Origin of the sequence: Lewinella sp., assembly GCF_050633125.1 — a bacterium.
In the GTDB taxonomy this organism is placed as follows: Bacteria; Bacteroidota; Bacteroidia; order Chitinophagales; family Saprospiraceae; genus Lewinella.
In genome coordinates, this window is sequence record NZ_JBOEFX010000048.1 from 1 (window position 1) to 24356 (window position 24356).

General features: G+C 45.9%; 26 protein-coding genes. 3 read left to right on the plus strand and 23 right to left on the minus strand.

The window, feature by feature from the left end:
* Window positions 1-83: 83 nt before the first annotated feature.
* From lspA to ACRBG0_RS11310, 15 genes are all read right to left on the minus strand, one after another.
* Window positions 84-614 carry a signal peptidase II gene (gene lspA / locus ACRBG0_RS11240; protein WP_431486984.1) on the minus strand — a complete coding sequence of 177 codons (531 nt, stop codon included), beginning with the start codon at window positions 612-614 and terminating at the stop codon, window positions 84-86.
* Entirely contained in the window at window positions 607-1236 is a 630-nt protein-coding gene (locus ACRBG0_RS11245) for a hypothetical protein (RefSeq protein WP_431486985.1), read from the minus strand. The genes lspA and ACRBG0_RS11245 overlap by 8 nt, the downstream gene beginning before the upstream one ends.
* A gap of 11 nt (window positions 1237-1247) precedes the next feature.
* Window positions 1248-1739 (minus strand): hypothetical protein, encoded by a 492-nt coding sequence (locus ACRBG0_RS11250; protein WP_431486986.1) that lies wholly within the window; start codon window positions 1737-1739, stop codon window positions 1248-1250.
* Between the two features lie 20 nt (window positions 1740-1759).
* On the minus strand, window positions 1760-2446 hold the full coding sequence (locus ACRBG0_RS11255) for a porin family protein (RefSeq protein ID WP_431486987.1): 687 nt from the start codon (window positions 2444-2446) through the stop codon (window positions 1760-1762).
* A gap of 15 nt (window positions 2447-2461) precedes the next feature.
* Window positions 2462-2833 carry a hypothetical protein gene (locus tag ACRBG0_RS11260; protein ID WP_431486988.1) on the minus strand — a complete coding sequence of 124 codons (372 nt, stop codon included), beginning with the start codon at window positions 2831-2833 and terminating at the stop codon, window positions 2462-2464.
* A 412-nt stretch (window positions 2834-3245) separates the two neighbouring features.
* Window positions 3246-3932: a spermidine synthase gene (locus tag ACRBG0_RS11265; RefSeq protein ID WP_431486989.1), complete on the minus strand. Its 687-nt coding sequence runs from the start codon at window positions 3930-3932 to the stop codon at window positions 3246-3248.
* A 33-nt stretch (window positions 3933-3965) separates the two neighbouring features.
* Window positions 3966-5177, minus strand: a complete 1212-nt coding sequence (locus tag ACRBG0_RS11270; RefSeq protein WP_431486990.1) for a GlmU family protein — start codon at window positions 5175-5177, stop codon at window positions 3966-3968.
* Between the two features lie 153 nt (window positions 5178-5330).
* Complete coding sequence (locus ACRBG0_RS11275; protein ID WP_020536078.1) at window positions 5331-5588, minus strand: type B 50S ribosomal protein L31; 258 nt, start codon at window positions 5586-5588, stop codon at window positions 5331-5333.
* 101 nt (window positions 5589-5689) lie between these two features.
* Window positions 5690-8248: a M14 family metallopeptidase gene (locus tag ACRBG0_RS11280; RefSeq protein ID WP_431486991.1), complete on the minus strand. Its 2559-nt coding sequence runs from the start codon at window positions 8246-8248 to the stop codon at window positions 5690-5692.
* Between the two features lie 234 nt (window positions 8249-8482).
* Window positions 8483-9046: an FKBP-type peptidyl-prolyl cis-trans isomerase gene (locus ACRBG0_RS11285; protein WP_431486992.1), complete on the minus strand. Its 564-nt coding sequence runs from the start codon at window positions 9044-9046 to the stop codon at window positions 8483-8485.
* Window positions 9047-9049: 3 nt separating this feature from the next.
* On the minus strand, window positions 9050-9685 hold the full coding sequence (locus ACRBG0_RS11290) for a hypothetical protein (protein WP_431486993.1): 636 nt from the start codon (window positions 9683-9685) through the stop codon (window positions 9050-9052).
* A 253-nt stretch (window positions 9686-9938) separates the two neighbouring features.
* Complete coding sequence (locus tag ACRBG0_RS11295) at window positions 9939-10832, minus strand: YndJ family transporter (RefSeq protein WP_431486994.1); 894 nt, start codon at window positions 10830-10832, stop codon at window positions 9939-9941.
* Window positions 10833-10858: 26 nt separating this feature from the next.
* Entirely contained in the window at window positions 10859-11431 is a 573-nt protein-coding gene (locus ACRBG0_RS11300) for a DUF1990 family protein (RefSeq protein WP_431486995.1), read from the minus strand.
* Between the two features lie 212 nt (window positions 11432-11643).
* Window positions 11644-11961 carry an ArsR/SmtB family transcription factor gene (locus ACRBG0_RS11305; protein ID WP_431486996.1) on the minus strand — a complete coding sequence of 106 codons (318 nt, stop codon included), beginning with the start codon at window positions 11959-11961 and terminating at the stop codon, window positions 11644-11646.
* Between the two features lie 288 nt (window positions 11962-12249).
* Window positions 12250-13128 (minus strand): T9SS type A sorting domain-containing protein, encoded by an 879-nt coding sequence (locus ACRBG0_RS11310; RefSeq protein ID WP_431486997.1) that lies wholly within the window; start codon window positions 13126-13128, stop codon window positions 12250-12252.
* A gap of 195 nt (window positions 13129-13323) precedes the next feature.
* Between ACRBG0_RS11310 and ACRBG0_RS11315 the strand changes: the two genes are divergently transcribed.
* The 3 genes from ACRBG0_RS11315 (at window position 13324) to purQ (ending at window position 15605) form a co-directional block, all read left to right on the plus strand.
* A complete protein-coding gene (locus ACRBG0_RS11315; protein ID WP_020536006.1) occupies window positions 13324-13626 on the plus strand; it encodes a hypothetical protein in 303 nt (100 codons plus the stop codon).
* A 229-nt stretch (window positions 13627-13855) separates the two neighbouring features.
* Window positions 13856-14845: a hypothetical protein gene (locus ACRBG0_RS11320; RefSeq protein WP_431486998.1), complete on the plus strand. Its 990-nt coding sequence runs from the start codon at window positions 13856-13858 to the stop codon at window positions 14843-14845.
* 52 nt (window positions 14846-14897) lie between these two features.
* The gene (purQ, locus tag ACRBG0_RS11325; RefSeq protein ID WP_431486999.1) at window positions 14898-15605 is read left to right on the plus strand and encodes a phosphoribosylformylglycinamidine synthase subunit PurQ; all 708 of its coding nucleotides are present in this window, start codon (window positions 14898-14900) and stop codon (window positions 15603-15605) included.
* A gap of 79 nt (window positions 15606-15684) precedes the next feature.
* Here the strand turns inward: purQ and ACRBG0_RS11330 are convergent, their stop codons facing one another.
* From ACRBG0_RS11330 to upp, 8 genes are all read right to left on the minus strand, one after another.
* Window positions 15685-16989, minus strand: coding sequence for an APC family permease (locus ACRBG0_RS11330; RefSeq protein ID WP_431487000.1), 1305 nt, complete (start codon window positions 16987-16989; stop codon window positions 15685-15687).
* Window positions 16990-17060: 71 nt separating this feature from the next.
* Window positions 17061-17996 carry a T9SS type A sorting domain-containing protein gene (locus ACRBG0_RS11335; RefSeq protein ID WP_431487001.1) on the minus strand — a complete coding sequence of 312 codons (936 nt, stop codon included), beginning with the start codon at window positions 17994-17996 and terminating at the stop codon, window positions 17061-17063.
* 18 nt (window positions 17997-18014) lie between these two features.
* Window positions 18015-19238, minus strand: a complete 1224-nt coding sequence (locus ACRBG0_RS11340) for a hypothetical protein (protein ID WP_431487002.1) — start codon at window positions 19236-19238, stop codon at window positions 18015-18017.
* Window positions 19228-19782 carry an RNA polymerase sigma factor gene (locus tag ACRBG0_RS11345; protein WP_431487003.1) on the minus strand — a complete coding sequence of 185 codons (555 nt, stop codon included), beginning with the start codon at window positions 19780-19782 and terminating at the stop codon, window positions 19228-19230. The genes ACRBG0_RS11340 and ACRBG0_RS11345 overlap by 11 nt, the downstream gene beginning before the upstream one ends.
* Window positions 19783-19798: 16 nt before the next feature.
* The gene (locus tag ACRBG0_RS11350; RefSeq protein ID WP_431487004.1) at window positions 19799-20533 is read right to left on the minus strand and encodes a hypothetical protein; all 735 of its coding nucleotides are present in this window, start codon (window positions 20531-20533) and stop codon (window positions 19799-19801) included.
* An 86-nt stretch (window positions 20534-20619) separates the two neighbouring features.
* Complete coding sequence (locus ACRBG0_RS11355; RefSeq protein ID WP_431487005.1) at window positions 20620-21693, minus strand: hypothetical protein; 1074 nt, start codon at window positions 21691-21693, stop codon at window positions 20620-20622.
* 31 nt (window positions 21694-21724) lie between these two features.
* Entirely contained in the window at window positions 21725-23530 is a 1806-nt protein-coding gene (locus tag ACRBG0_RS11360; protein ID WP_431487006.1) for an HSP90 family protein, read from the minus strand.
* Window positions 23531-23627: 97 nt separating this feature from the next.
* Entirely contained in the window at window positions 23628-24278 is a 651-nt protein-coding gene (gene upp, locus ACRBG0_RS11365) for a uracil phosphoribosyltransferase (RefSeq protein ID WP_431487007.1), read from the minus strand.
* Between the last annotated feature and the right edge of the window lie 78 nt (window positions 24279-24356).

Genomic DNA, 24356 nt, shown 5'->3' on the forward strand with positions numbered 1-24356 from the left:
TGCAATGCGCAGCACTGCATGAAAGCGGATGACCCGGTGCCAAGGCACGCAGGCAGGGCCCATGATAATGGTCTTAGATGATCTTAGATCGTGGGCTCGCCTGTTTCTTCTTCCAAGACAGGTTCGCCTTCGGGGTCTTTCTTGAATGCGAAAGGGAGCATTATACCCAGGCCTACCATAATGGAAACATCCGCAAAATTGAAGATACCTGTACGCAAGCCAAACAGGCCCATATTCATAAAGTCGGTCACGGCAGAATAGAGGATGCGGTCGTAGACATTGCTGATACCGCCACCAATAATAAAGCTCATGCCTACTATTTGCCACTTATTGAGAGCCTTGGAAAACATGGCGTAGAGCGTGAGCGCGCCTAAAAGAACAGCAGGAAAAAGGTGAAGCACCAGGGTCCGAACCCAATCAGAGAGATCGGAGCCGAGGCTGAGAAAAGCGCCTCTGTTTTCGACATAAATCAGGCGAAAGAAGTCATTCCAATAGGATTCCATTGGGCGAAACTGCAATGTATTTCGGGCCCACACTTTTGTCCATTGATCCAAGCCAATGTTGGCGGCAATAATGCCCAGCACGAGGAGGATACGTGTCCATTTCTTATTCATGGGGCAAAGATAGGAAAAGAGAATTTAGTGATGCTTTTAAACCAATTGCTCCAGCAAAAGATTCCTCCAGCGGGGGAAACCGTCGACAAAATTGGAGCCGGCATGTCGGTGATTGATGGCCCGAAAAGCTCAACTCCTGGATCCGTTCTTGAAAATGGAGATGAATACTGGCGGGTTTTTCTAGCGGCGGAGGGGAAGGATCTGTTGGTTCCCAGTGCATTTCGATTTCCCATTCCTCGCGTGGCTTGGTCCAAATCACCTTGGATGCTGGTTGTTCAGGCTCCGTATTGGCCAGTATCATCGCCAGCCGGAGGCCATCATAATAGGAGAGGTTAGCCTTGAAAGCCTGCGGTGACAAAGGGCGAAACTGCAAGGTGCCGATCGGTTGCCTGGGGCTTTGTTTTTCAAAATCTTCCATAAAACCCGCCTCATAATCCAGTACCTCTACTTCCAAAAGTTGTGTTTCTTTTTGGTAGGCACACATCCTGACCCGCCAGTAGATCGGCTCGTGTTCCCGAAAACGGAAAGCTTCCGTTGGTAAATTGGTTGATGCCCAGGCAAGTCCCTCGGTAGGATTGTAATACACCCCTTGGTTGTTGCCCCTGAGCAAGATGGTTTTCATTTCTCTGTTCCTTATGTTCTGTTTTTCAACTGCCTTTCCAGCCGTTGGCGTTCCTCTTCATTCATGCCATAGAGCTGCACCAGCTCGGCAAGCTGAGGTCTAAAATAGAGGAAAATGACCATTCCGACACAAAAATAGAGCATGGGGGTAAGGCTGCCTTCCAGTAGCGCCAGGATCAGGCAGAAGAGGTTGCCGGCCTCTACCATGGCGGAACGCATGATGACCGAGGTACGGTAGTGCAACAGTTTGCCATCGTGGTTGAAGCGAAGTTTGGACAACTGGTCTTTACGGAGCTTGTTGACAAACCAAGCTGCTCCGGCTGCCAGAAAGACAACTAATAAACCCAAAAAAGGGTAATCAGAGCCCTCTTTTAGGTCTCGGTCGGGCTGTGTAATTAGAAAAACGATGAATAAGCTGAACACTATCTGCCCCAACGTTAGGGCCACATAAATGAGGAATGTAGATCGAAAAAGGGTACGAGAGGATCGATGGTTAGATAACATAACAATGGATTTAAAGCGACTTATTTACCACCAAAAACACGAAAAAGCACACTCGCCTGAGCAGTGAAGCCTTGGCTATTGGAAAAGATAAATCGATTATCTGAGGAAGAGAAAATACCTCCGAGTGAAGAGCGGTATCTACCATCCAACTGCAGCGTTAAACGATCTAGAAACACCTCTAGCCCCAGACCGCCAGCCAAGCCGTATTGGATACGCTCGGGGAGCAGTTCTTGGTAGTAATCCTGGTAAAGGCTGGCATCCAAACTGGTGGGGATGGTCTCTGTTTGCCCAACAGGGTAACTCAGGTACGACCCCAACAATACAAGTGGCCTGACTGTACCGTTGCCAATACTTATATGCGAAAAGGCCGCAAACTCCAGGTAATCAATCTCTCTGGTGTAGTCGGCTGCTATACCTTCCAGCGTTTCGGCCCAGCCCCGCTGATCGTAAGCTACTTCTAGTTGTATCCCCAGGTGAGCCTGTCCTACATAGCGAAACACCGCTCCAACACGATTGGCCACCAGCGTCGCCTGGTCTATTTGGGGAGAAAACATAACGGTGTTCCAATTCATGCCATACTGAACACCCAAGTAGGTTTGTGGCCGAAAGGCAGTACTGTCCTCTTGGGCCACGAGTGTGATACTCAGCAATAAAAACACCCACAAAGAAATGGTAGTAACACCTTGCCAACAAGCCTTGATTAGCATTCAGAAAAGATTTATTTATTCAACATACTCCTGGCGAATGACCAAAGTCAGGTAGCCATTTTCCCGTTCGGTATACCCCTGATCATACACAAAACGGTATACCGTCCCCTTGCGGGTCACATATTCGTTGGTAAAATATCGAAAATTGAAGCCGTTTTCCAGTAGTTTATCTCTGTGCAAAGAGGCTTTACCATCGGGATTTAGGCTAGCGAGAATACGTCGATTTTTTCGCAAAACACCGTTCACCTTCCGCACAAAGTTGGTCTGACTACTATTCTGGCGGTTATGATAAGTACTACGACAATTATCGGAACAGAAGCGTTTATCCTGCCGGCCCGTCATTTCATCCCCACAAACGATACATTGTTTTTTCTCAGAGGCTGGCATGCGGATTAATTTTATAGCAATGCCCAAAAATAGGTAATCTAGGGCGCTATGTTGTAAAAAACAAGTGGGGATTTGGGGGTTTACCGCATAGACACATAAATTCATGTTGCTAGGAGGGGTATTTCCTGGAAAAATCTCTATGACTATGTGATAAAACAGAACAGAGGAATTCAACACATAGACACATAGTTATAATTCGCAGATAGGACCTTCTTTTGAAAATCTCTGTGACTATGTGATAAAACAGAACAGAGGAGGTCAACACATAGACACATAGTTGTAATTCGCAGATAGGACCCTCTTTTGAAAATCTCTGTGACTATGTGATAAAACAGAACAGAGGAGGTCAACACATAGACACATAGTTATAATTCGCAGATAGGGCCCTCTTTTGAAAATCTCTGTGACTATGTCATAAAATCACCGCTTCCTTGTTGCTCACCAGCATGTAGTTTCCGCCGACATCGAGGCAATATCCTTCGGGGAAAACGCTCAGGAAGGTATCTTCAAAGAATTGCTTGCTCAGTTGTTCGTCCTTTGGGTTAGCAGCCAAGCGATTGAAGAGTAGTACGCCGCCTGGGCGAAGCAGCGCTTTTACATTTTCTAGGAAGGTGACCGTCTCGAATACTTCAGGAACAAGGTCATCATCAAATATATCTACACACAATAAGTCGTAGCTTTCATCTGGCAATTGCTGCACGGCGATGGCTGCATCCGCGACGATCATTTGCTGCGGGTTCTGCAATTTATCCAAAACATAGCGCTGGGCCAGATCTAGGACTACTTCGTCAATTTCTACTGCTGTAATTTGGCACGATTGCCCATGCGTTTGCTCCAGGATCACCGGGATACTACCCAGGCCTAGCCCTAAAATTAACGCTTCGTCTATCGGATACTTTTCCCAGTTCCAGCGAGCAAAGGTGCGGGAAAAGTTGGTATAAAGGTCGCCGTAAGAGTATACCGCATTGGCAGTACTAAGCTGGTAACGGCCACGCCGGAGGCTTACATACAGGTAGGGATTGTAATCACTTTCGGCACTCTCCACGTGGAGTTCCAGCAGGTAGCTTAACCAGATTTTCCAGCGGGGTATTTTTTCCATATTAGTATTACATAGAAAACAAAGTGCTGTTCCTTAGTCCTTCTTTTCCCAACGACGGTACTTGGCGGTGTCTTCATAAACCCGCAACAAAATCAGGCGATCCTGTACGGTCAGGTCTATCCCTCGGCGCTCCAGCACTCGTTCCATCATTTCGAAAGCCTTACTTGTGCGGTAAGTAGAATAGCCACTGGCACCACCCCAAGCAAATGAAGGGATAAAGTTGCGTGGAAATCCGTCTCCAAAGATATTGGCCGCTACGCCTACTACCGTTCCGGTATTAAACATGGTATTGATACCCACCTTGGTGTGATCGCCCATGATCAGGCCACAAAATTGTAAGCCTGTTTTCACAAAACGCTCTTCGAGGTAATTCCAAAGTTTTATCTCTTCGTAAGTATTCTTGAGGTTAGAGCAATTGGTATCGGCACCGATATTGCACCACTGCCCGATCACAGAGTTCCCCAAGTAGCCGTCGTGTCCCTTATTGGCGTCAGCCTGAAACACGACGTTGTTTACCTCGCCTCCTACCTTACATCCTGGCCCAAGGGTCGTAGCACCATAGATTTTAGCGCCCATTTTAAGGACCGCCCCCTCTCCCATCGCAAAGGCTCCTCTAATCATACTGCCTTCCATAATCAAGGCATTCCGACCAATGTAAATGGGGCCGTTCTGGGTATTAAGAATAGCACATTCTACCGTGGCTCCTTTTTCTATAAAAAGCTGATCAGCAGGCCCCACCAAACGGTTGGTATCCGACAAAGGTGCAGAAGTACGCCCTTCGGTCAGAAGTGCAAAATCGGCCTCAATAGCAGCTTGATTCAGGTGAAAAATATCATAGACACCTCTTAGTTTAAGGATATCCGTGTTCTTGGCTTCATAGCCTGAAAGTTCACCAAAATCTTCATCCTTAATGAGTTGTTCAATCTGCTCGCCCCGCAGTTTAGTGGCCAGCAGCTCACCGTCTAGCAAGATAGCTTCGCTATAATCCAGCTGCTTGATGAGGCGTACCATCTGTGGGGTTGGCAATAAAGAGCCGTTGATGAGGTAGTTTTCTTCACCATAGTCCATCTCAAATTTCTCACTGAGATAATCCTGGGTAAGAAAAGATACCGGACAAGCCATCACCCGCTCCCATTTTTCATTAATGGTGAGAATGCCTACTCGCAGTGCTCCTACCGGGCGCGTATACGTCAGCGGCAAAAGGTGATCACGGGTTTCGTTATCAAACAGAATGAGGTGTGCCATAGGGATGGGATGTTTAAAATTTCAGTCACTATTGCCTAAAAAACGGCGCATGGTAGCACCTTTTCTTTAGCGACACTACAAAATTAAAAAAGTCCTAAGCAGCACAATGGCTGATCAGGACTTTTTCTTTCAAGCCAGATAATTATCGAAGCCTTACTTCTTAGCAAATTTGGCAAATTTCTTGTTGAACTTGTCGATACGACCAGCCGTATCTACAAATTTCATCTTACCCGTGAAAAACGGATGAGACTCACTAGAAATTTCCACTTTTACTAGTGGGTATTCTTTGCCATCTTCCCACTCTACGGTATCTCTGGTAGGAGCGCAAGAGTGCGACAACCAAGATTTGTCAACCGAGATGTCACGGAAAACAACGAGGCGGTAATTATCGGGATGGATATCTTTCTTCATGGCGGTAATATTTCCTATTCAAATTCGGACGGCAAAGATAGACTTATTTTTTGTAAAACCAATTACTAGTCAATTATTTCCGTCTCTTTTTAGTCTCTTTCTTATTTTACGGCTTCACAAGCGCCTCTATCAATGGTGGAACCAAAGAATATAGCATTTGCCAAGAGCTTACTTGTTCCAAACCAGAAGGCCCGGAATGCAGGCTCTTGCATCATTGAAATAGTGCGTCCGCGGCCACGGCCACTTACCAAAACAGCGGCAGACCCTTCCAATGCATCCAGGCTAGAAGGATGTACATAACCACTTAGTAATGGATCATTGGTAAAACGTATTGGCGTAGCATAAGGGTTCTTGCTCACTTCATAAAACAAGTTCCCACGCTGAAAAACAGGAAAGTCTGTCCGCGTAAAGCCATAGAGCAATGGATGCGTGAGGTCTACTTCTGTGTTAAAAATAGCACCACCCAATACCCGACCTCCTCCGTCCCGGTCAATTTTACCGTAAGGGCGTTGGTCTCTTTTATCGCCATCTATTTTAATCGAATTCAATTCTGCCAATTTATTAGAAGCACACCAGCGATTGGCTCCTTTTTGGGCAATCAGTGTACCACCAGCACCGACCCAATCCTGAATTTTCGCCGTCTCACTGGTACCAAAGCGGTAATTGCCATTGGGTAAAATGATAACATTGTAGCGGCTAAGATCTGTACGCCCAATATTTTCAGTCGTCAATTTGGTAACAGGAATATGGTAGCGCTGGTCTAACAAGTGCCAATTGGTCCCTGCTTCATAGCTCGTCACCCCCTCTCCTACTACAATGGCCACTTTAGGCATTTCCAGGGTGTGGTACTTTCTACTTCCCAAATCAGGCCCGGCCGAACTGAGTCCGGTATTCACCGGTATCATTTCTACACCTGTTTCCGCTACGCCTTCTTTTACCAATGCATGAATCTCCTCCGCAGAATAATCACCCTGATTGACCACAGGAAGAACAACAGTACCCGCAGCATAGGTATTTCCGCCGACATCCGATGGCTCAGTCGTCACTTTCAGGCGCAAGCCTTTATCCATTAAATAATACGCCAAGCGAGGAGCATAAAAATCGTTCCAAGGCAAAAGATAAGCGTAAGTGCTACTAGCGGGTGTTGTCGGCGACAACGTCGGCACTGCTGTCAAAGCATCTCCTACCGAAGGTGTACTATTCAAACTAGCGTACGGCAAATTACAAGCCATCGGCAGCGTCCAGGTAGAGATATCGTAAAAGAGGCTGTCTTCAAATTCCAGAATAGGATCAAATACAGCTTTGATAAAACGGTACTGATCTTGATTCATAGGCACCACATAAGCCTCCCCTGCACGAAAGGTCTTTCCATCAGCGCGTGCATCCTTTTCAAGCGGATGAACAGCTACTTTGTGGGTCAGCAACATATCAATCAAGTGATTAGCCCTACTAGGATCGCCATCCGTTCCAAAAACATACCCAAACCGGCTATCAGCCTTCGCTTCGGTGCGGGCATTCTGGTAAAAATCGCGCTGGTAACTCAAAATGTCCGTCTTCAGCCCAACAACTGCAGCATGCGTACTCAAGGCTGTTTTTACTTGATTACGGATAGTAAATGGAAAAGTAAGCAAACCATTGTCGCTTTCCTGCAAATGCCCGCGCGAGCTTGCTTGCTCAAACAATATACCTATACAACCATTCACATCCGGATAGGTAGAGCCTTTTCCAATGTAATAATCATCGTAGCCTTCTTCCGAGTAGTAGAGCGACCCAATACCATCCAGTGCTTCGGCGTGGTAGTTACCAATAGCTCCCGTCAGTTGTTGATTCTTGCCAGGGGTTAGTGGATGTACGCGACTCGGCTCACCAGGCATAAAGAAGAAGGTAGAGTTGGTTCCCATTTCGTGGTGATCCGTCAATACATTGGGCTTCCAGTCATGAAAGGTCACTACCCGGCCACGGCCCTCAGGGTGTTGCACAGGCAGCCAGTCGCGGTTTAGGTCAAACCAATAATGATTGGTACGGCCACCAGGCCAGCTTTCATCGTACTCCCGATCCGCCGGGTCAGCAGTCAGATTCAGGTTCTTGTGCATATTCGCCCAAGTACTAAAACGGGTAAAACCATCAGGGTTATAACATGGATCAAAAAGAATGATTGTATTATCCAGCAAAGCATCTATTTCAGCACCCTGCCCGGCGGCCAAATAGTAGGCTACCAGTGGCGCCGCATTCCCTCCGCTGGGTTCATTACCATGGATGCTAAACCCTTGGTACAAAACCAATGGCGTCTTTCCAATATCCACCCGACCAGAAGCTTCAGAATTGCTTAAGGCAACATGCCTCTCTTTCAGCGTCGGCAAATCAGCATGGTTCGCCACACTGGTAATCGTCAGGTACACCAAGGGGCGCTGCTCATGCGTACGGGCATACTCCGTAAGCGTGATTCGCGGCGAAGCCGCTGCCAACATCCGCATATAAGCCAGTTGCTGATCGTGACTGATATGCCATTCGCCAATCTGCCAGCCCAGAAATTCTTCCGGCGTAGGTATCGCAGGATCGTAGGCAATGTCAGGTAGATAATAGGTAAGCTCTTGCTTCTGGGCTTGCGCACCTATAAACAACAAGCCACAAAATAATAGTAAGAATAAGCGATTAGTCATGTTAGTCTGATTCGTAGTTAGCATTCCGGTAAAAATAACAAGAAACTCAAACTATGTGCCTATGTGATAAGACCTAATCCAAACACCTTTTCATCACATAGACACAAAGGAGCTTTTAAGACAAACCAAACCCCACAAACCCAAACTATATGTCTATGTGATGAAAAAATTAAGTGCCTTTAATGGTTCAAAACACAAGGTTTAGATAAAAACTATGTGCCTATGTGATGAAAACTAATCCTCCTCCTTCTCCAGTACCTCCACCTCAAACGCCAATATCTGATAAGGCGGCACAATCACCCGCCCCTTACTCGTTTTCAAGCCATCAGCACCGTAGCCCAAACGACTGGGCACAAGCAGTAGCAGCTCCCCCCCTACCTTTATATAAGCGAGCCCCTCATTCCAGGCCGGGATCATATTGCCTACATAAAACGAGAGCGGGCGATCTTGTTCTCGCGAATCAGCAAAGACGGTACCGTCTAGCAGATACCCCTTGTAATGTACTTTCAGATAATCCCCCCAGGCTATAGCTTCACCGTTCCCCTCCTGCCGAACACCATAAAACAAGCCAGAGTTACTCACCTGCACATCCAGCAGGTTTTCAATCGCATAGTCTACAATCTCGTTCTGTTCACGTGCCGCCCTGCTCGTATCTGTACTCAAATAGGCCGACAAGCGTAGCAGCAAATCGTCTTCATTTACGGGCACTGGCGGTGGCTCCTCCTCTGCAGCTGGTGGTGGCTGCCCACAACCTACCAGCAGGCCCACCATCAACAGCAACATTATTATTCCCTTCATTGCTTATTTTTCTATCACTACCAGGCCATTGAGTAGCGCATCGCATTGCTCGCGGTAGCTGTCCATTAAGTTCTGCGCGGTAAAAGTCACGTATTGCACCGTCCCACTTTCGTTAGAGTAATAATAGCCGTAGTACGAAAACTTGATCCCCTGCATCGTTCCGTTCATTTGCAAGTGCAGTACTTTCAAGCCATTCACCATCCGGTATTCTTCCTTGACAATCTTCAAATCTGGCGCTGCTGCTTTGGCAGTACTCAGGGCAATCCCCCGAAGGGTTTCTAGTGGAATCTCCAATTGCTCAGAGATAATCATCCCGTACAAATCGCCCGACTTCAGGTGCAATTCATACTCAGCAGCCGGGTTGCTACCGTCCTTCATAAAGGTCCAATCTTTCGGATTCAGATAAAACCCAAAATCATTCTTACTACTCTTCAATAGAAAACTGGCACGTTCCCCTTTCGTAAAAGTCTCAGGATTCATCATTATTTCCGATGCTGCCATCATCTCCATATCATCATACGCCCAGGTTCCGTCATCGTACAAGGTTACCTCGTCTCCGTTTTCGGTAACGGCCTTTATTTGCCCATAACCTAGGGTCAGCGAAAACATCAATAGCATTACCAATAACAAGTTCTTCATCGTCGTTTAGGTATTTAATTTTTTTTGTAAAAATACAGTAGTTTATAATTTATCCTGCACCAAGCGACTGGTTCCTAAATCTTTTTTGGGCGCATCCCTCTCCCGATCCATCGGAGAGGGTCGCTCCCTTACAGGGTTCGCTATTCGCTCCGTCCCGACCTATAAGACACCAAGTATGGTGCCTCATAGGTCGGGGCCACTCCCTCCGGTCGTGCCTTCCAGGCAGCTTGCGCGGGCATTCCCACACCGTGCCCTATACCTCCTTCATGCTTCTCCCCATAAAAGTCAGCAGCGTAAAGCCCACCGAATTCAGCACCCCATGCGTGGCATACATCCACGGAATCGTCAGCCAGGGCCACTGATGAGCAAACCGCCAACCATAAAGCAAGGCCAGCAACAAACCACAAAATAGCGCTACACTACCTGCCCTCAATAGCACCTTGCTCCCCATTCCCCGTACATTCCTTGCTTCATACCACTGCAACACTGCTACTCCCCAGCCAATCAAGACCATCAATGTTACAGCTGTTAGCTCCAGCCAAACCGGCCCTTGCAGCTGCGTACTCGTAATCCCCACCGCTACACCTCCTACACCTATTACCAGCCCTTTACTCAAGGTTGCTTGCAAGCTACTTTTCGGCAACAAAGCCGTCATCAAGGCCAGCGCAAACCCCGCGTAATGAAAGTGGATAGCTGTTAGCAATACAATCAAGGGATCAAACCCCAGCGGCTGCCACCCCCACCGATCAGCAAAAGCCCAAGCGGCAGCTATCCCTAGGAATAGTACGGCCAGCAACCCAGCCAAGGGTAATTCCCGAAATCGCCGTACCGCCCATAGTCCTATTCCTATAACCGTCAGCAACCATAGGCCAGCCAAACCAGCCGCTATCCCCCCTGAGGGCAAACAGAAAGCGGCAACCAACGTTAGCCCTGAAAACGGCAACAAACGAGTAATCATCAGCTGTTGAGTAGGCCACTGTTCCGTTAGCAATCCCAAGCCCCAAGGGACAAACAAAACAGGCCCTGCCAACAATATCCAATACAAATAAGCAGGGCCCCATTGCGCTTTTATGGGCAGCAGCAAACAGCTACTGACAAACAGTAACATGGCAGCCCAGGGCAGCTTTGATAAGATTCCTTTTACCATCTTCATTGGTTGAACATCGATTACTACTAATGCCTCGCGAGTACGCTTTCTTGCATACGCATGGCCGCAGCACGTACAAACCGCTGCTGTTGCCAACGCAAAAACCAAGGAAACAAGCGGGCGCCCCAATAATCTGGCTGACTGAAGGCTTTAAGCACAAACCAGCATTTCCCATCCTCATCGCGCTCTACCCCAAAATACTCCTCGCCCCGTCCTACATGGCCAGGCAATGTTCCATAAGCAAAGCCATAAGTGTGGTCAGTATTGACGACATACACAATTCGACAGGCATTCTTCCACCAAATACCCAAAATACGGAAGCATACCACCACAACGACCTTTTCTTCAATAGGTGCTACCCCAGGAAACACCATGGCCCAACCATTATTGAATGGCTGCCATTGGTCTATCGCATCTTTGGCACGTTGCCAGCAAGAAGGACCTTCTCCCAAATAAAAACGATTACTGTGCTGCTGGTAATGGGCAGGAAACTCCCCCTTGCTAGCCCCTATATCCTTATAGGAAAAAGATTGGTGACTACGGTCAGTCAAATAAGCCTGTAATTGTGTGTCGCCTGGTTGTCGGAGGTGGGCACGCATAGGGTTGATGCTTGGTTAGAGTATTAAAACGACCTATCTTTCATTTTGTTTTGAAACAAATGAAAAGTATTACATCGAGCATGTAATCGTACCAATACGATTGTACGTTCAAGTAGTAAAAACAAGATCCCCCCCCGCTAATCGTACCAATACGATTATACGATGCGCCCCAAATTTACGCCTACAGGTCACTACCTACCTCTACAACACCACTACACTAATGATGATAAAATCATTGTCGACAGATTCGCCTGATAATGTTGAAAACACTCTCTATTAAGAGCATACTCTACCCTGCCATCAGCTAGTTCTTGAGACTTTATCAGGTAAACTCGTTTGAAAATTTGTAAATGTTGAGAAATTGTAGATTGGCTCAGCGGGATAACCCTTGCAAAATTTTCGAAAGGGACTGTTGGGGCCGATTGAAGGATATTGAAAATAACTATCCGAGCGGGATGAGCGAAAGCGAAATTGAAATCCGCAAGTTCAACGAGGTCATCACCGAATTTGAAATCTTTTTTGAGAGCCATAAGTGCGTTATTTAAGTTTAAAAAATAATTACCACACAATACTAAGCCCTAAAAGTCCCAAAATCTGGGACTTTTAAAAAATCATCTAAAAAAAGCGCCTCTTTTTGTAAAGGCACCCTAATCGTACTAGTGCGATCATGCGATCAGGGCACCTAATCGTACCAATACGATTGTACGATTAAGTAGCAAACACGCACTCCAATATACAGCCGATCGTACTAGTGCGATCATACAATCAACATATCCAATCGCATAAAAGCGATCATACAAAAAACTCAAAAAACACTCCTACCGCTTCACCAGCTTTCGCAGAACGCGCCCACCTTCAGCTAACTCAACCACTACTATATACAGCCCCGCAGGCCAATTATTACTATCAATACTAGAACCATTGAAGATTACAGGCATCGCCTGACCGTAGCCATTATTTACGGTAACGATGCTCCCCTCGGGCAGCCCCCTCAATTGAAGCATGTTACTCACCGGATTAGGAAACACCTCTATTTCATCAATCACCGAAAGAACATCGGTATTTGTGATTCCACCTCCACAAAGGTCCGTATCCGTACCCGAGGGGTAATAGATAACCGCTTCATGAGAAGCATGACAAAGGTTTTGAGCTACGCCGTTTTCGGCAATAGCCGTCCGAAAAACGGGAAAAATTAAACTGGCACTGGGCCCTACTCCTTCAATAAAGGTGAGAGGTTCACAAATTTGGTCATCACCAACTTCACGGTCAAAAACGACTTCGCGCAAGCCATCCGATTCGGTTACGCTCACCACTGTAGCTACATCACCAGACAGGCCATCACACCAACGAGCACTTAGCTCAACACTCTCGCCTACTTCCAGGCTAATGTCATATACCAAATACTCCTGTGGATTGGTTGTCGTACGAAAATAGATTTCTCCGGCACCGGGGTCTTCCCGCAAATAGCCAATAAACATATCCGCCTCCAAATTACGCTTGAAAAATACTCGATTATAGAGTTGCCCATTAATTTTCTCGAAATTGGCTACCGTCACTTCTGCAGGAACAATACCCTCCACGGTCTCTAATTCCGTGCTAAAAAACACTTCCCCATTAATTACAACCGGGATATAATCTTGTGCGAAAGAAAGGAAAGAGATGAATACAAAAGCAAATAGGATAAAAATGCGTTTCATATTTTTGGGATTATTATCAATAAAATGAAATGCCAAATTTACGACCAATGCAAACACAAAGTGTGCTTTCCACGTAAATTATCCGACAATCACGCTTCCTTTCTCAATGAAAATTATAAAAAAAAATAACTTTGTTGGTAAAGCTACTCGTACAACCTTTACTACTGGCTTACTAAGCGCTACTAAACACCAATTATGTTTACACCTGCTCACTTTTTAGTTCGTTGCAAACTCCCTTACACCCCGCCCTATGAGTCGGGCACAGAGCTAGCCACCGCCCAAGCGGTAGCTGTCGATCGTTTATTGTTGAGTGGTGCTATCCTACAATATGCTGTCGCCGAAGAAGAAGGTCTTTGGTGGGCTATTCTCCCCGCCCAAACCGAATGGCATGCCCGCGAAATGGTAGCGAGTTTACCCTGGTGCGAAAGAGAGGAACTTAAAATTATCGAGCTTAGTTTCTTCGCATGCAACGAAACCCAAGGGTTTTCGCTCAACTAAATCCACGTTTTGCTTACCAACATTATGGTGTTTATACTACAGTAATAATAAAACACTTTCCCTTCACCTACGTAAAATACACCGAGTAGCGGTTTTGCTACTCAGTATCACATACGTTACCCGCCAACAAACGTAACTTGGCTAAATACCCTACGCTTGTGAAAAAAATATATTTTTCCCGTAGAGGTGCGTCGTTTTGCCTACATTTGAACTTCACAATATAGCAAGCGTGTTAAGTATTTTCCGAACCAATCAGCTTTTAGCTGGTATCGTAATTTTAGGGTACACCCTTTTCCTGCACTTGGCCGATTTTTGGCAAAGTACGGTACCGCTTACTCCTATACCTGGATTAGGCAATACCTGGGTAACTCCTTGGCTAGACGCTGCCCCTAACCTTTGCCTAGGAGTGGTCGTTGTTTTGCTTTTTCTTCAAGCAGTATTTGCCAATGCCATTATTTTCGCACATCGCATCAGTAGTCCCGTCAACCTATTCCCTGGCGTATTTGTCGTCCTGATAGGGTCTTTGTTGCCCGATTTTCATGTTTATTCCGGCTATCTCATAGCCAATGTATTCCTGCTCTTATCTTTACGTTCTTACCTCAAGGCCTTTAGGGTTAATGCTGCTGCTGATCATATCTTCAATACTGGGTTTTGGATAGGAATAGCCGCATTGTTTGTTCCTGCTTACCTTGTATTCTTACTGGCATACAGCGCTATGCTACCTATTTTAAAATCAGGAAAATTCAGAGATCAATTGATCATAATCATTGGTGCCATCGTGCCACTATACCTTGTCGGAATTGGGTATTATTGGTTTGACATGATGCCCCTTTTCTGGGAACAGCAATGGTCTTCTGCATTTTCATGGCCACAAACAATAACATGGTCTAAAATTCCAATTTTTGCAAATATCACAATGGCCGCATTGTTGCTGATCATACTGACCAGCCGCCGAACTTATCTGACAAAGACCAAAATGGAAGTCCAAATAAAGATCGACATCCTTTACTGGATGCTGCTCGGAGCAGGTTTATCCATTTGGTGGTTCATGCCTTGGAATATGCAACAATGGCAGACCCTCGTACCTATAGCAGGTATTTTACTAAGCTTCAATTTCACCAAAGCACGACCACAAACAGCTGAGGCATGGCACCTCGTACTGCTAATTGTTCTTTTTTATCTGAATTTTGCCCCCATACTAAAGCTGCCTATATGGTAGTTTTTGCCTACTTTTGCGGCTTATTCAATTCACGCACTAGATTGCAAGTATTATGAAATTTGGCGTAGTCGTTTTCCCAGGTTCTAATTGTGATGATGACATGATCCACGTCTTAGGTGACGTTGTAGGTGCATCCGTTCGTAAGCTTTGGCACAAAGAAGAAAGCCTTGGCGATCTGACAACGGACGACTGCATTATCCTACCAGGTGGTTTCTCTTATGGCGACTATATGCGTGCCGGAGCTATTGCCCGTTTTTCTCCAATTATGGCAGCGGTTATCGAACATGCTAATGCTGGTGGATATGTATGGGGAATCTGTAATGGTTTCCAAATCTTGTGTGAAGCAGGCTTACTGCCCGGTGTATTGTTGCACAATGACACCCAACGCTTTACTTGCAAAAACGTGTACTTGAAGCCTGCTACCGATCAATCAGCAATTACGGCTAAACTTGATCAGAACAAAGCTTACAAAATTCCTATTGCTCACGCAGAAGGCCGTTTTCACGCCGACGAAGCTACCATCGACCAATTAGTAGCCAATCAGCAGGTACTTTTCTACTATTGTGATGAAAGTGGCCAAGTTACTGCCGAGACCAACCCAAATGGCACACTACGTAACATCGCCGGCATCTGTAACGAAAAACGCAACGTCTTTGGCATGATGCCTCACCCCGAGCGTGCCGCAGAAGACTTGCTAGGCAACACTGACGGACTCGACCTCTTTACCAGCTTGCTTGCCAGTACAGAGGTGGCGGTATAACCATCAGCCAGTTACAATATTCATTATGATGGTCACTGTACCTCGGTTTTATCACCAGTACAGTAAGTTCTAAAGTTGATTATTCTTTCTTAAAACGATAAAACAACACTACGCCCAGGCCCAAAACCAGTAGCCCGGCCAAAGACTGCTTTGGCCGCTCCATTAAAGTGTTCAACAAAAACAAGGTCGTTATTAACAGGTACAAGCCTGGGATAAAAGGATAGCCCCATGCCCGATAAGGTCTACTAACATCAGGAAGACGCTTACGAAAGAGAAAAATACCCGCAGCGGCCAAGGCCATAAAGCCGATATCAATAAAAGTAACATAGGTAATCAAATCATGGAACTGTCCCCAAACCAAGAGCAGTAAAACAGCCCATATAGCCTGTACCATCATGGCATTGGCAGGGGTCTGAAAACGCGAATGTACTTTAGCCAGTTCTTTAAAAAAGACACCATCACGGGCCATCGCAAAATAAATCCGGGGTGCCGACATGGTGTAAATCGCAATCGTCCCAAATACGGAGACACCAATCAATAAGGCAACAGCCCGGCCGCCTCCATCCATCACAGCCTCCAGCGCATCACCAGCTACCCGCTCACTGCCCGCCAATTGTTCAATAGGCAAAAGCCATAGATAAGCCAAGTTAGCCAAAACATAAGTCAACGTTACAATCACAGCTCCCAGCAACATTGCCCGAGGAACGTTACGCTGTGGGTGCCTCGTTTCGCCCGCCAGATAGGTAGCGTGATGCCAACCACCAAAAGACCACAAGACACCAATCAATGCCGTCAGTAATAGCTTTCCCCAATTATCAGGCAAATCACTTTGCAAGGACCAAATCGGCTGATGCGTAGTTTGGTCACGAAAAATAGTAGCGATCAGCACAATCAATAACAGAGCCAACAGCTTGGTCGTCGTGAAAACATTGATAATCCACTGACTGGTATTGATTCCGCGAATATTCAGTAACGTAAGCCCAATAATAGTGCTCGCCGCCACAAGTACCTGAGCAGTTTCACTTAAAGGCACAAAAAAAGTGAGGTACTTGGCAAAGATAAGTGCCAATGCGGCCAAAGATCCGGTGTTCACCACCAGCAACGTAACCCACCCATAGAGAAAAGCAGTGAGTTCGCCATAGGCTTCGCGCAAATAAACATAAATACCACCTGCCTTAGGAAACATCCCTCCAAGTTCTGCAAACGTCAGTGCGCCTGTTAGCGTCACCAATCCGCCAACAACCCAAACAACGACCACCCAGCCTGCATGAGGAAATTCGGCAACGATCTCGCCAGGAGTAGCAAAGATACCGGCACCAATACAACTGCCAACGGCAATCATGGTAAGGCCATAAAGGGTAAGGCGGCGTTGCAACTGACTCATAGCTAGATAGTGGTGGTTTCCAGCTAGTAAGATAGCTTTTTTTGTTAAAAAAACTCTTTTCTAGCAATCGCCTACACCTTCACCACTTTCAAATAATGAACCTGTAGGTCATTGATTTTTAATGCCACAAAGTAATGTCCATTTGGCAAGGCACTATCAGGCTGCCAAGTGGCAAAATATTTTTCAGGCATCTTCTCGCTATCTTCCAATACTGCAACTTGTCTCCCTGCCAGATCAAACACCACCAAGCCTACTTTAGCTCTTTTAAACACCCCGTAGTGGATCGTCAGCTCCGTCGTAAATGGGTTGGGAGACACCTTATATACCATCCCCGTGCTAAGGTGCAAATCACTGGTACCAACAGCAATACCCTCACCGTCTATCGTAATATCAAAAGTACCTTCTAGTACACCATCCGCATTTGCCACCAGAGGGATGACCCGATCAGTAGCATCATAGGTGCCGGAAGTGATCGAGGCCGCTGCATCACCAGGAATACTCGTATCCCCGGCAAAGTAGAGTTGGGTAATCAATTGAGGAAACCCCGGAGGCGTAATTTTATAATGAATATGCGCCGGACGAAAGCTACTACCATTGAGGTATTTACCCGGCTTAATGGTTTCAAACAGGTAAAAACCCTGCTCATTGGTACGGGTAAATCCACGCAACTTATAACCGCTATTATCGTAGGCGCCTTCGTTGTCAGCATGCCAAACATCTACCACCGTATTGGGGATAAACTCCGAACAACTCAGGTTGAGCACCCGCCCACTGATGATCATTCGCTCGCCTGGTTCATCCATTTCTGCTAACTGGTTGCCCTCCAACATGGGAGGATTTTCCGTATAAAACGGCCCTTCACCGTAATAATCAAGCGTCGTCCGGTCACACGTAAGTAACGAGGAAGGCTTATCTCCGGCAGGTGCTCCTTGAGCAGAGGCCCCTAAGCCAAGGCCAAGAGTAGCCAGTGCCGTATTTCTGAGAAATGTTCTTCTGTCTTTAGTCATTATAGTAAGGGGTGTTAGTTAAAATTGATAATTCATTCCGAGTTGCACACGCCGCCTCAAAGGCCAACGAAAAGTACCACTCCGATCAAGCGAAAAGTATTGTTGAAAACCGGCGTAAAGATGGTAAGCATTGGTTAGCGAATAACCAAGTCTAACACCCGCAGTGAAGTCTGATAGCAAGAATCTAGTATCAGAAAGCATAGCCTCTACCGTAATCGGTTGATAAACGCCATCATAATCATAAACGGCATTTATGCCTGTATCTTTGTTCCATTGAAGGCCTGTATTAATAGAAATAGTCAGCTTTTTCAACTTACGCAAATGATAGGCCAGTTGGACATCCAGATTTTGATTATGATACTGAAGTTGCGTAGTTGATGGGACATTTTCATCCAAAGGAACATCTACGACGGGAACATTATAAGTACTTGGGTCACCGCTTATCGTACGCTGAACTTCCCCTTGGCCGTAGGCCATTCGGGCTTGCCAATTGGGTGAAAAATTCACAGCTACCGCTCCATAATATTGCAAGGACAAATCAGGACTACCAACCCTACTAGCAGAGATAAAATCCTGCTGTACGCCCATTTCTAGTGCCCACTTATCCACTTTAGCCTTCGAAGTCATCGGTTTTTCATACGAAATAGCCAATGGCTTTCCCATCACTGATGCATCCTTACTTGTTAGATCTACAAAAGGCAACGTCGCAATATTCCTTACTGCTCCAGTACTGATCGGTTCCTTAATCGTGGGAGCAGCCGCTGGATAATGGTAAGTATAGGTACCGCCTATCTGATTTTCAGCAACCTTCTCTACAGTTGTCTCCGCGATATCTTCCTTCCCAAACATGGGAATTGAAGCCGGCAAACTCCTGCTTTCCTTATCCTTATGTATAGCAACGGGGGCTACTAACTTCCCTTCGTCGCCATCCCTTACCTTTGCCTCTTCCTTTTCGGAAGGAATGCGCAATGGCGCTATCAGAGAAGAAGATTCGATTTCTGTAGCCATAGGAATTTGAAACGCACCAACAACAGGCATTGATCCGCCTGATTTCGGCACAAACGCCAGACACAACACAACGACGCCAATACCGGCACCCAAAAACCACCACCATATTGATTTGCGACGACCAGGGGCAGCCAAACGAGCGGCAACAACCTCCCACTGTTCTTCAGCGGCATGGAAATCTACTGTTGCTTCAAGCCCACTTTTAAACAATTGATCCAATTCTCTATTTTCCATATTCGGCGACTTGACGGTTGTGCAATATGACCAATGCCTGAAGCTTCTTTCTGGCTTTCGCCAAATTAGATTTCGACGTCCCGCGACTGATACCTAACTGTTTTGCGATTTCTTCGTGGTTATACCCCTCAATGACGTGGAGTACAAACACCATACGGTACTGAGGAGGGAGTTGCCTCACCAATTGCAACAGGTATTCACGATCCAGTTCATCAGCACCAGCATTACGAATGTTTCCCCTGGTGGGTTGCGATGCTTGCGCCCGCTCACGGGTTTGCTGCTTGCGGTAATAATCAATTCCACAATTAATGATAATCCTCCGCAACCACAATTTAAAGGGAACCTCCGGCCGATAGCGATGAATATTATCCAACATCTTGTAAAATCCGTCGTTAGCAATTTCCTCCGTTTCCTGTAAATGTTGACCATAACGCGCAGCCACCGACATCCCGTAATTATACATTTGCAGGAACAGCCGTTTCTGGCATTCGGCATTGCCTTCACGGCAACCCTCAATCAGCAGTGCGAGTTCGTGGTCACTCAAACTATCTAGGTCTCAATTATTGAATAAGTGCGCGAAAAGAGGCCTCCTGTACGGAATAAAAAGAGTAGAAACCACAACTCATGACTTTCAACTCCACCTCAAAGGTTCCTCCTACAACAATCGCATCCTCTTCAGCAAGATAGCTAACCTCCGTAAAATCAAGGACTTCGTGCGGAAAATAGAAACCGTTACTCGAAACCACCATATCTCCCCATCCAGACAAGGGCTCCTGTGGCAGTGGAAGTGTAAGCATCATCTGGTTGACATTGTACCCCGCAAACAAGCTATTGTTTCCAAAGTTTTCGGTCGCCAAACGATTTGCTAGTAATTGTTTATCAATATAACCATAGGTACCATCAGCATTTTGCTCCAAATTTCCCAGCGCTTCCGTCAAGACAAATTCCAGGTCAAAAAGGTCCTCCGGGAAAGCCGACCCTGGCGACTGTATAAAACGAATATTGCCTATGATTGCAAGAGAATCAGCAGGGATATTCTGGTTACTAGCAAAGTAAAGATACCGATCTAAAGAGGCCACCTCTTTGAAAGTGAATTCAAAATCAAGGTCCTGATCTGCATCGACATGAGTGACATCTTGGTCCTCGGCACTCATATAGTCTATATTACTGATATCCAGGTCTAGGTAGTAATTTGCTAATTGTACTTCTTCAACATTCTGCGCTTCCTGTAGGATAGACTTTTGGCAAGATGTAGCCAAACAGACGAGTAAGCTAAAGCATAATATCCGATTCATAGTCTTGCTTTTTTAACCTTGCTGGGAAATCCCCAACAGTTTTTACTTACTACACGGATCAGAAGGACCAGGGGTTGCCTGGGGTGCTAAATATTATTTCTTTTGTCAATCATTTCGGCTAACGCATCTCTTTCTTGAACTAACCACTCTTTAAAAACACTTACGCTTAATAGTCCATTAGCTTGCAATGGGATGGGCGCTACTTTTTCTGGAAAAAACAGCTCGGTTTTGTCTATCGTTTCGTAATGATCCATCAACTCGCAACTCACCTTAAGAAACCGTAACCGCTGTAGAGCAAAGACCGTAGAAAACAGCCCCTCTGCCAATTCATTGAACCAATGATCTGCCTTCTCCCAATTTTCTGTAGCGACATAATATTCCAGCAGCGGCAGAACAGCCTTGCGAGTATACATCTTCTGTGATTCCAGCAAACATTTCTCCTGCTCATTAGCGTACAAACGTGCCAAATCAGTAGCTCCTGATTGCCAACTGCGCCATGCCATTTCGCCAAGAACATCTTGTGGGCCACGTGTACAACTGGATATTTCTTTGCTCATCCACTGATCTGTAAGCTGATGGGCTTGCTCCAAATCATCATAAGCAAGGGCTACATTTACCTTTATGGTTTGGTTACAACTTGTACACCCAGTTGCCTCCTTGTTCCAACCAATCGCTCGCAATTCTTTCGATCTACGTTCTGCTTCCTCGGTCTGGCCCATCGCTTTGAGTGCCAATAATTCATAACAAGAAAGCAATTCGACCGGCGTTTTACTCCCTTCTATAATTAGGCGTGCATCGGCAATTAGCTCTTCCACTTGCATTCTACTAATACTCATTACTTCGGCCAGATAGGGCAAGTATTCCACTAAATAGGCTGCAAGTTCATCCCCTAATTCATCCGGCGCTGCTGGATGACCGTAATAGCTACGCAAATAATTAAGTGCAGGCAAACCCAAGTCAGTATATTGGGTACGAACGGTCAAAAAGAGCAACATCCCGGCAATCTTAACGCCCAATTCTAATCCATCTACTCCGTCTGGTGCATTAAGGGCCTGCCCTTTCAGCAAAAACTGAATGTTTTCGTTCATATCATCCGAAAGGGAATGGCTTCCCAGATGGGGATACTTGCTGGCAATATCATCGAACGCATCCAAAATCATGAGCTTTATAGTTTGATTCTCTGACTAATCTTTAGGAATGAGAAAGCATGAGTTTCATTATTCCATCATTGAGCATCGCCAACTCTTCCTCCATCAGCGTATAACGCCCCAGCATCAGCGCTTGCAGGTACAGAAACTTCACAAACATTTCCTGCGTCTCCACTGCTTTTAGGGTCAACAGCTGCTGTATCAGTTCATTGTTGATGTTTAGAAAAAGGCTGGCATTTTGCCCCGCCCCCTGGTGGAGTGCGTTAGCAATATTCGACCAAACACCGGGGAGTTGTGGCAGTTCGGGATCGGTATCTGCTTGCAATAGTCCTCGCTTCATCAGCCCCATTTGGGTGACATTCAAAATGGAAGGTAAGTTATCCGGCGAAATATACTTAAGCTGCACCCGGCAGCCATGCTCATCGAGCACCTCGTTGGCAATGGCTAAGAAATCAGCCCAGCGGGCTTGATCCTGAAAAGATAATTCCCCAAAGCGGTCCATGAAGTACATCGTACTTATAGGCTCAATCTTCACCCCTTCATACACCAGCGGCAAGCGTTCTAGCAACTTACGATCATTGTTATAACGGGATAAAATGATCAGGTCATTAGACTGCTTGGCCAAAGAGACAATCTTCCGGTATTCATCCAAGTCATAAACGTGCCGTATCATCTCGTTTTTTTGCCGGTATTCACGGATCGTCATCTGCCCACCACTCGTTGGGAAGGTAAAATGAGGAATCATGATGCGGTAAAGTTCCTCATCATGCTCTGCCATCTGCTTGATAGCGTTTTGGTGATTAAAGAAAATATTATCTCTAATAACAGGGTCATTGTCATGAAGACGAATAAGATAAGAACGAATACATCGCCCAAGTGATTTTCGTGTTTTTTCTAAGGTTTCATTTTCATAAAAACGCTCCCGCGAAGCTGTTGGCTGCAATTCCGAAGAGTTAATAACCGCTCGCACAAAGAAAGCCCAAGGTGGTAAAATATCATCTATTTTATCACTCAACAACATCCGCTTGAGGTACACCTTGTGCATCGGTCGGCTGCCTGGGTTACATTCATGAGGCAAGATATAAGCCATGCCTTGCGTATCACCAGAAGGCGTTTCCAATGCAATTACATCAAGTGGCATAAAACCAAAAAGGTCTTTCCCATACTGAAGCAACTCCTGCCGATCATCACTAATCGCGGCCTTTATATCCTCGGGAAAGGGGAACCGTGTGTTGATTTGTTCACTTACTTCCCGTCCATTAAGGAAAGTGTAAAAATGGATAGGGTAAGCCAAAAGTTGGCCATAATACTTTAACAACCGAGGGATACTCTCTGCATCAAACTTTTTCGCTTTATGAGCTTTGAGCTGAATATTCACCAATGTCCCTGCCTCTTCCAATGGCGGAAGTTCTTCCACCTGAAAAGTACCGTTTTCTGACCCCGTCCATTTATAGGCTGGTCCACCAGAGAACGATTGTGTTTGCAACTCAATATTCTCGCACACCATAAAACAAGAGAGTAAACCAATACCAAACTGGCCAATAAAATGCTCTCTCTGAGCCCCCAATTCTCTTTTGCTACTTGCACCTATGCTACTCAGAAAAGTCGTAATCTCCTCTTCATTTAGCCCAATACCATTGTCCCGAACTTGCAGAGTGGAGGTATCAGGCAAAAAGGTGAAACTAATAGACGGTTGGAAATCCGGCTCTAATACGGATCTTGCACTACAGGCATCCACTGCATTTTGTAATAACTCGCGGACAAAAACCTGGTCACTACTGTAAAGGTGATCACTTAGTAAGTTGATGATTCCTGAAAGATGGACCTGAAAATTTTGAGGTGCAGGCATAGGTTGGTGTTTAGTAAAATACAGAGACCGTTCCGTCCGATTATTAACGGAAACAACAACTTCTTAAGAGCAGATGCTTATCTAAAGTTCCCGTCGATCAATCTTGCAATTTCGCGCCATAGCTCAAATCGCCAGCATCGCCCAGGCCAGGTACGATATAACTCTTGGCGGTTAGTTCTTCGTCGAGGGCCGCTATCCAAATGTGGGCATCAGGGAAATTACGTTGCAAATGCTCCAAGCCCAGGCGCGCACCAATAGCGACCACAAAATGAATTGCACTAGGCTTTCCGTAAGCCAATAAAGCTTGGGTTGCCAATACCATACTGGCACCAGTTGCCAGCATTGGGTCACAAACAATCAATACTTTATTTTCCAGATCAGGACAACTGAGGTATTCAACTTCTATTTCAAAAGTTCCGTCTTTATGGTGTTTTCGGTAAGCCGAAACGAAGGCATTCCCTGCATCATCAAATACATTAAGTAAGCCTTGATGCAACGGCAAACCCGCTCGCAGAATGGTTGCCAGCACGAGTTCCTCTGCGGGCAATTCAGTAGGTGCTTGCCCCAACGGAGTTTCTATCGAGTATTCTACATAATTGAGCTCTTTGCTCAATTCGTATCCGATGCACTCCCCTAACCGTTCCATATTCCGGCGAAAGCGCATACTGTCTGCCTGAACATTAATATCCCGCAACTGGGCGACGTATTGATTAGCAATAGAAGGAGTATCACTCAATAGGTGGAGCATAAAATGTATTTATTTTGGTTAAAGATAAGCAAGCAGCAGTAAAGATAGAGGGCCGCTAAACTTTTTCCTCCTCATTAT

Bases quoted from the DNA above. Each gene is read 5' to 3' on its own strand.
- lspA (WP_431486984.1), bottom strand. From the start codon at position 614: ATGAATAAGAAATGGACACGTATCCTCCTCGTGCTGGGCATTATTGCC.
- ACRBG0_RS11245 (WP_431486985.1), bottom strand. From the start codon at position 1,236: ATGAAAACCATCTTGCTCAGGGGCAACAACCAAGGGGTGTATTACAAT.
- ACRBG0_RS11250 (WP_431486986.1), bottom strand. From the start codon at position 1,739: ATGTTATCTAACCATCGATCCTCTCGTACCCTTTTTCGATCTACATTC.
- ACRBG0_RS11255 (WP_431486987.1), bottom strand. From the start codon at position 2,446: ATGCTAATCAAGGCTTGTTGGCAAGGTGTTACTACCATTTCTTTGTGG.
- ACRBG0_RS11260 (WP_431486988.1), bottom strand. From the start codon at position 2,833: ATGCCAGCCTCTGAGAAAAAACAATGTATCGTTTGTGGGGATGAAATG.
- ACRBG0_RS11265 (WP_431486989.1), bottom strand. From the start codon at position 3,932: ATGGAAAAAATACCCCGCTGGAAAATCTGGTTAAGCTACCTGCTGGAA.
- ACRBG0_RS11270 (WP_431486990.1), bottom strand. From the start codon at position 5,177: ATGGCACACCTCATTCTGTTTGATAACGAAACCCGTGATCACCTTTTG.
- ACRBG0_RS11275 (WP_020536078.1), bottom strand. From the start codon at position 5,588: ATGAAGAAAGATATCCATCCCGATAATTACCGCCTCGTTGTTTTCCGT.
- ACRBG0_RS11280 (WP_431486991.1), bottom strand. From the start codon at position 8,248: ATGACTAATCGCTTATTCTTACTATTATTTTGTGGCTTGTTGTTTATA.
- ACRBG0_RS11285 (WP_431486992.1), bottom strand. From the start codon at position 9,046: ATGAAGGGAATAATAATGTTGCTGTTGATGGTGGGCCTGCTGGTAGGT.
- ACRBG0_RS11290 (WP_431486993.1), bottom strand. From the start codon at position 9,685: ATGAAGAACTTGTTATTGGTAATGCTATTGATGTTTTCGCTGACCCTA.
- ACRBG0_RS11295 (WP_431486994.1), bottom strand. From the start codon at position 10,832: ATGGTAAAAGGAATCTTATCAAAGCTGCCCTGGGCTGCCATGTTACTG.
- ACRBG0_RS11300 (WP_431486995.1), bottom strand. From the start codon at position 11,431: ATGCGTGCCCACCTCCGACAACCAGGCGACACACAATTACAGGCTTAT.
- ACRBG0_RS11305 (WP_431486996.1), bottom strand. From the start codon at position 11,961: ATGGCTCTCAAAAAAGATTTCAAATTCGGTGATGACCTCGTTGAACTT.
- ACRBG0_RS11310 (WP_431486997.1), bottom strand. From the start codon at position 13,128: ATGAAACGCATTTTTATCCTATTTGCTTTTGTATTCATCTCTTTCCTT.
- ACRBG0_RS11315 (WP_020536006.1), top strand. From the start codon at position 13,324: ATGTTTACACCTGCTCACTTTTTAGTTCGTTGCAAACTCCCTTACACC.
- purQ (WP_431486999.1), top strand. From the start codon at position 14,898: ATGAAATTTGGCGTAGTCGTTTTCCCAGGTTCTAATTGTGATGATGAC.
- ACRBG0_RS11330 (WP_431487000.1), bottom strand. From the start codon at position 16,989: ATGAGTCAGTTGCAACGCCGCCTTACCCTTTATGGCCTTACCATGATT.
- ACRBG0_RS11335 (WP_431487001.1), bottom strand. From the start codon at position 17,996: ATGACTAAAGACAGAAGAACATTTCTCAGAAATACGGCACTGGCTACT.
- ACRBG0_RS11340 (WP_431487002.1), bottom strand. From the start codon at position 19,238: ATGGAAAATAGAGAATTGGATCAATTGTTTAAAAGTGGGCTTGAAGCA.
- ACRBG0_RS11350 (WP_431487004.1), bottom strand. From the start codon at position 20,533: ATGAATCGGATATTATGCTTTAGCTTACTCGTCTGTTTGGCTACATCT.
- ACRBG0_RS11355 (WP_431487005.1), bottom strand. From the start codon at position 21,693: ATGATTTTGGATGCGTTCGATGATATTGCCAGCAAGTATCCCCATCTG.
- ACRBG0_RS11360 (WP_431487006.1), bottom strand. From the start codon at position 23,530: ATGCCTGCACCTCAAAATTTTCAGGTCCATCTTTCAGGAATCATCAAC.
- upp (WP_431487007.1), bottom strand. From the start codon at position 24,278: ATGCTCCACCTATTGAGTGATACTCCTTCTATTGCTAATCAATACGTC.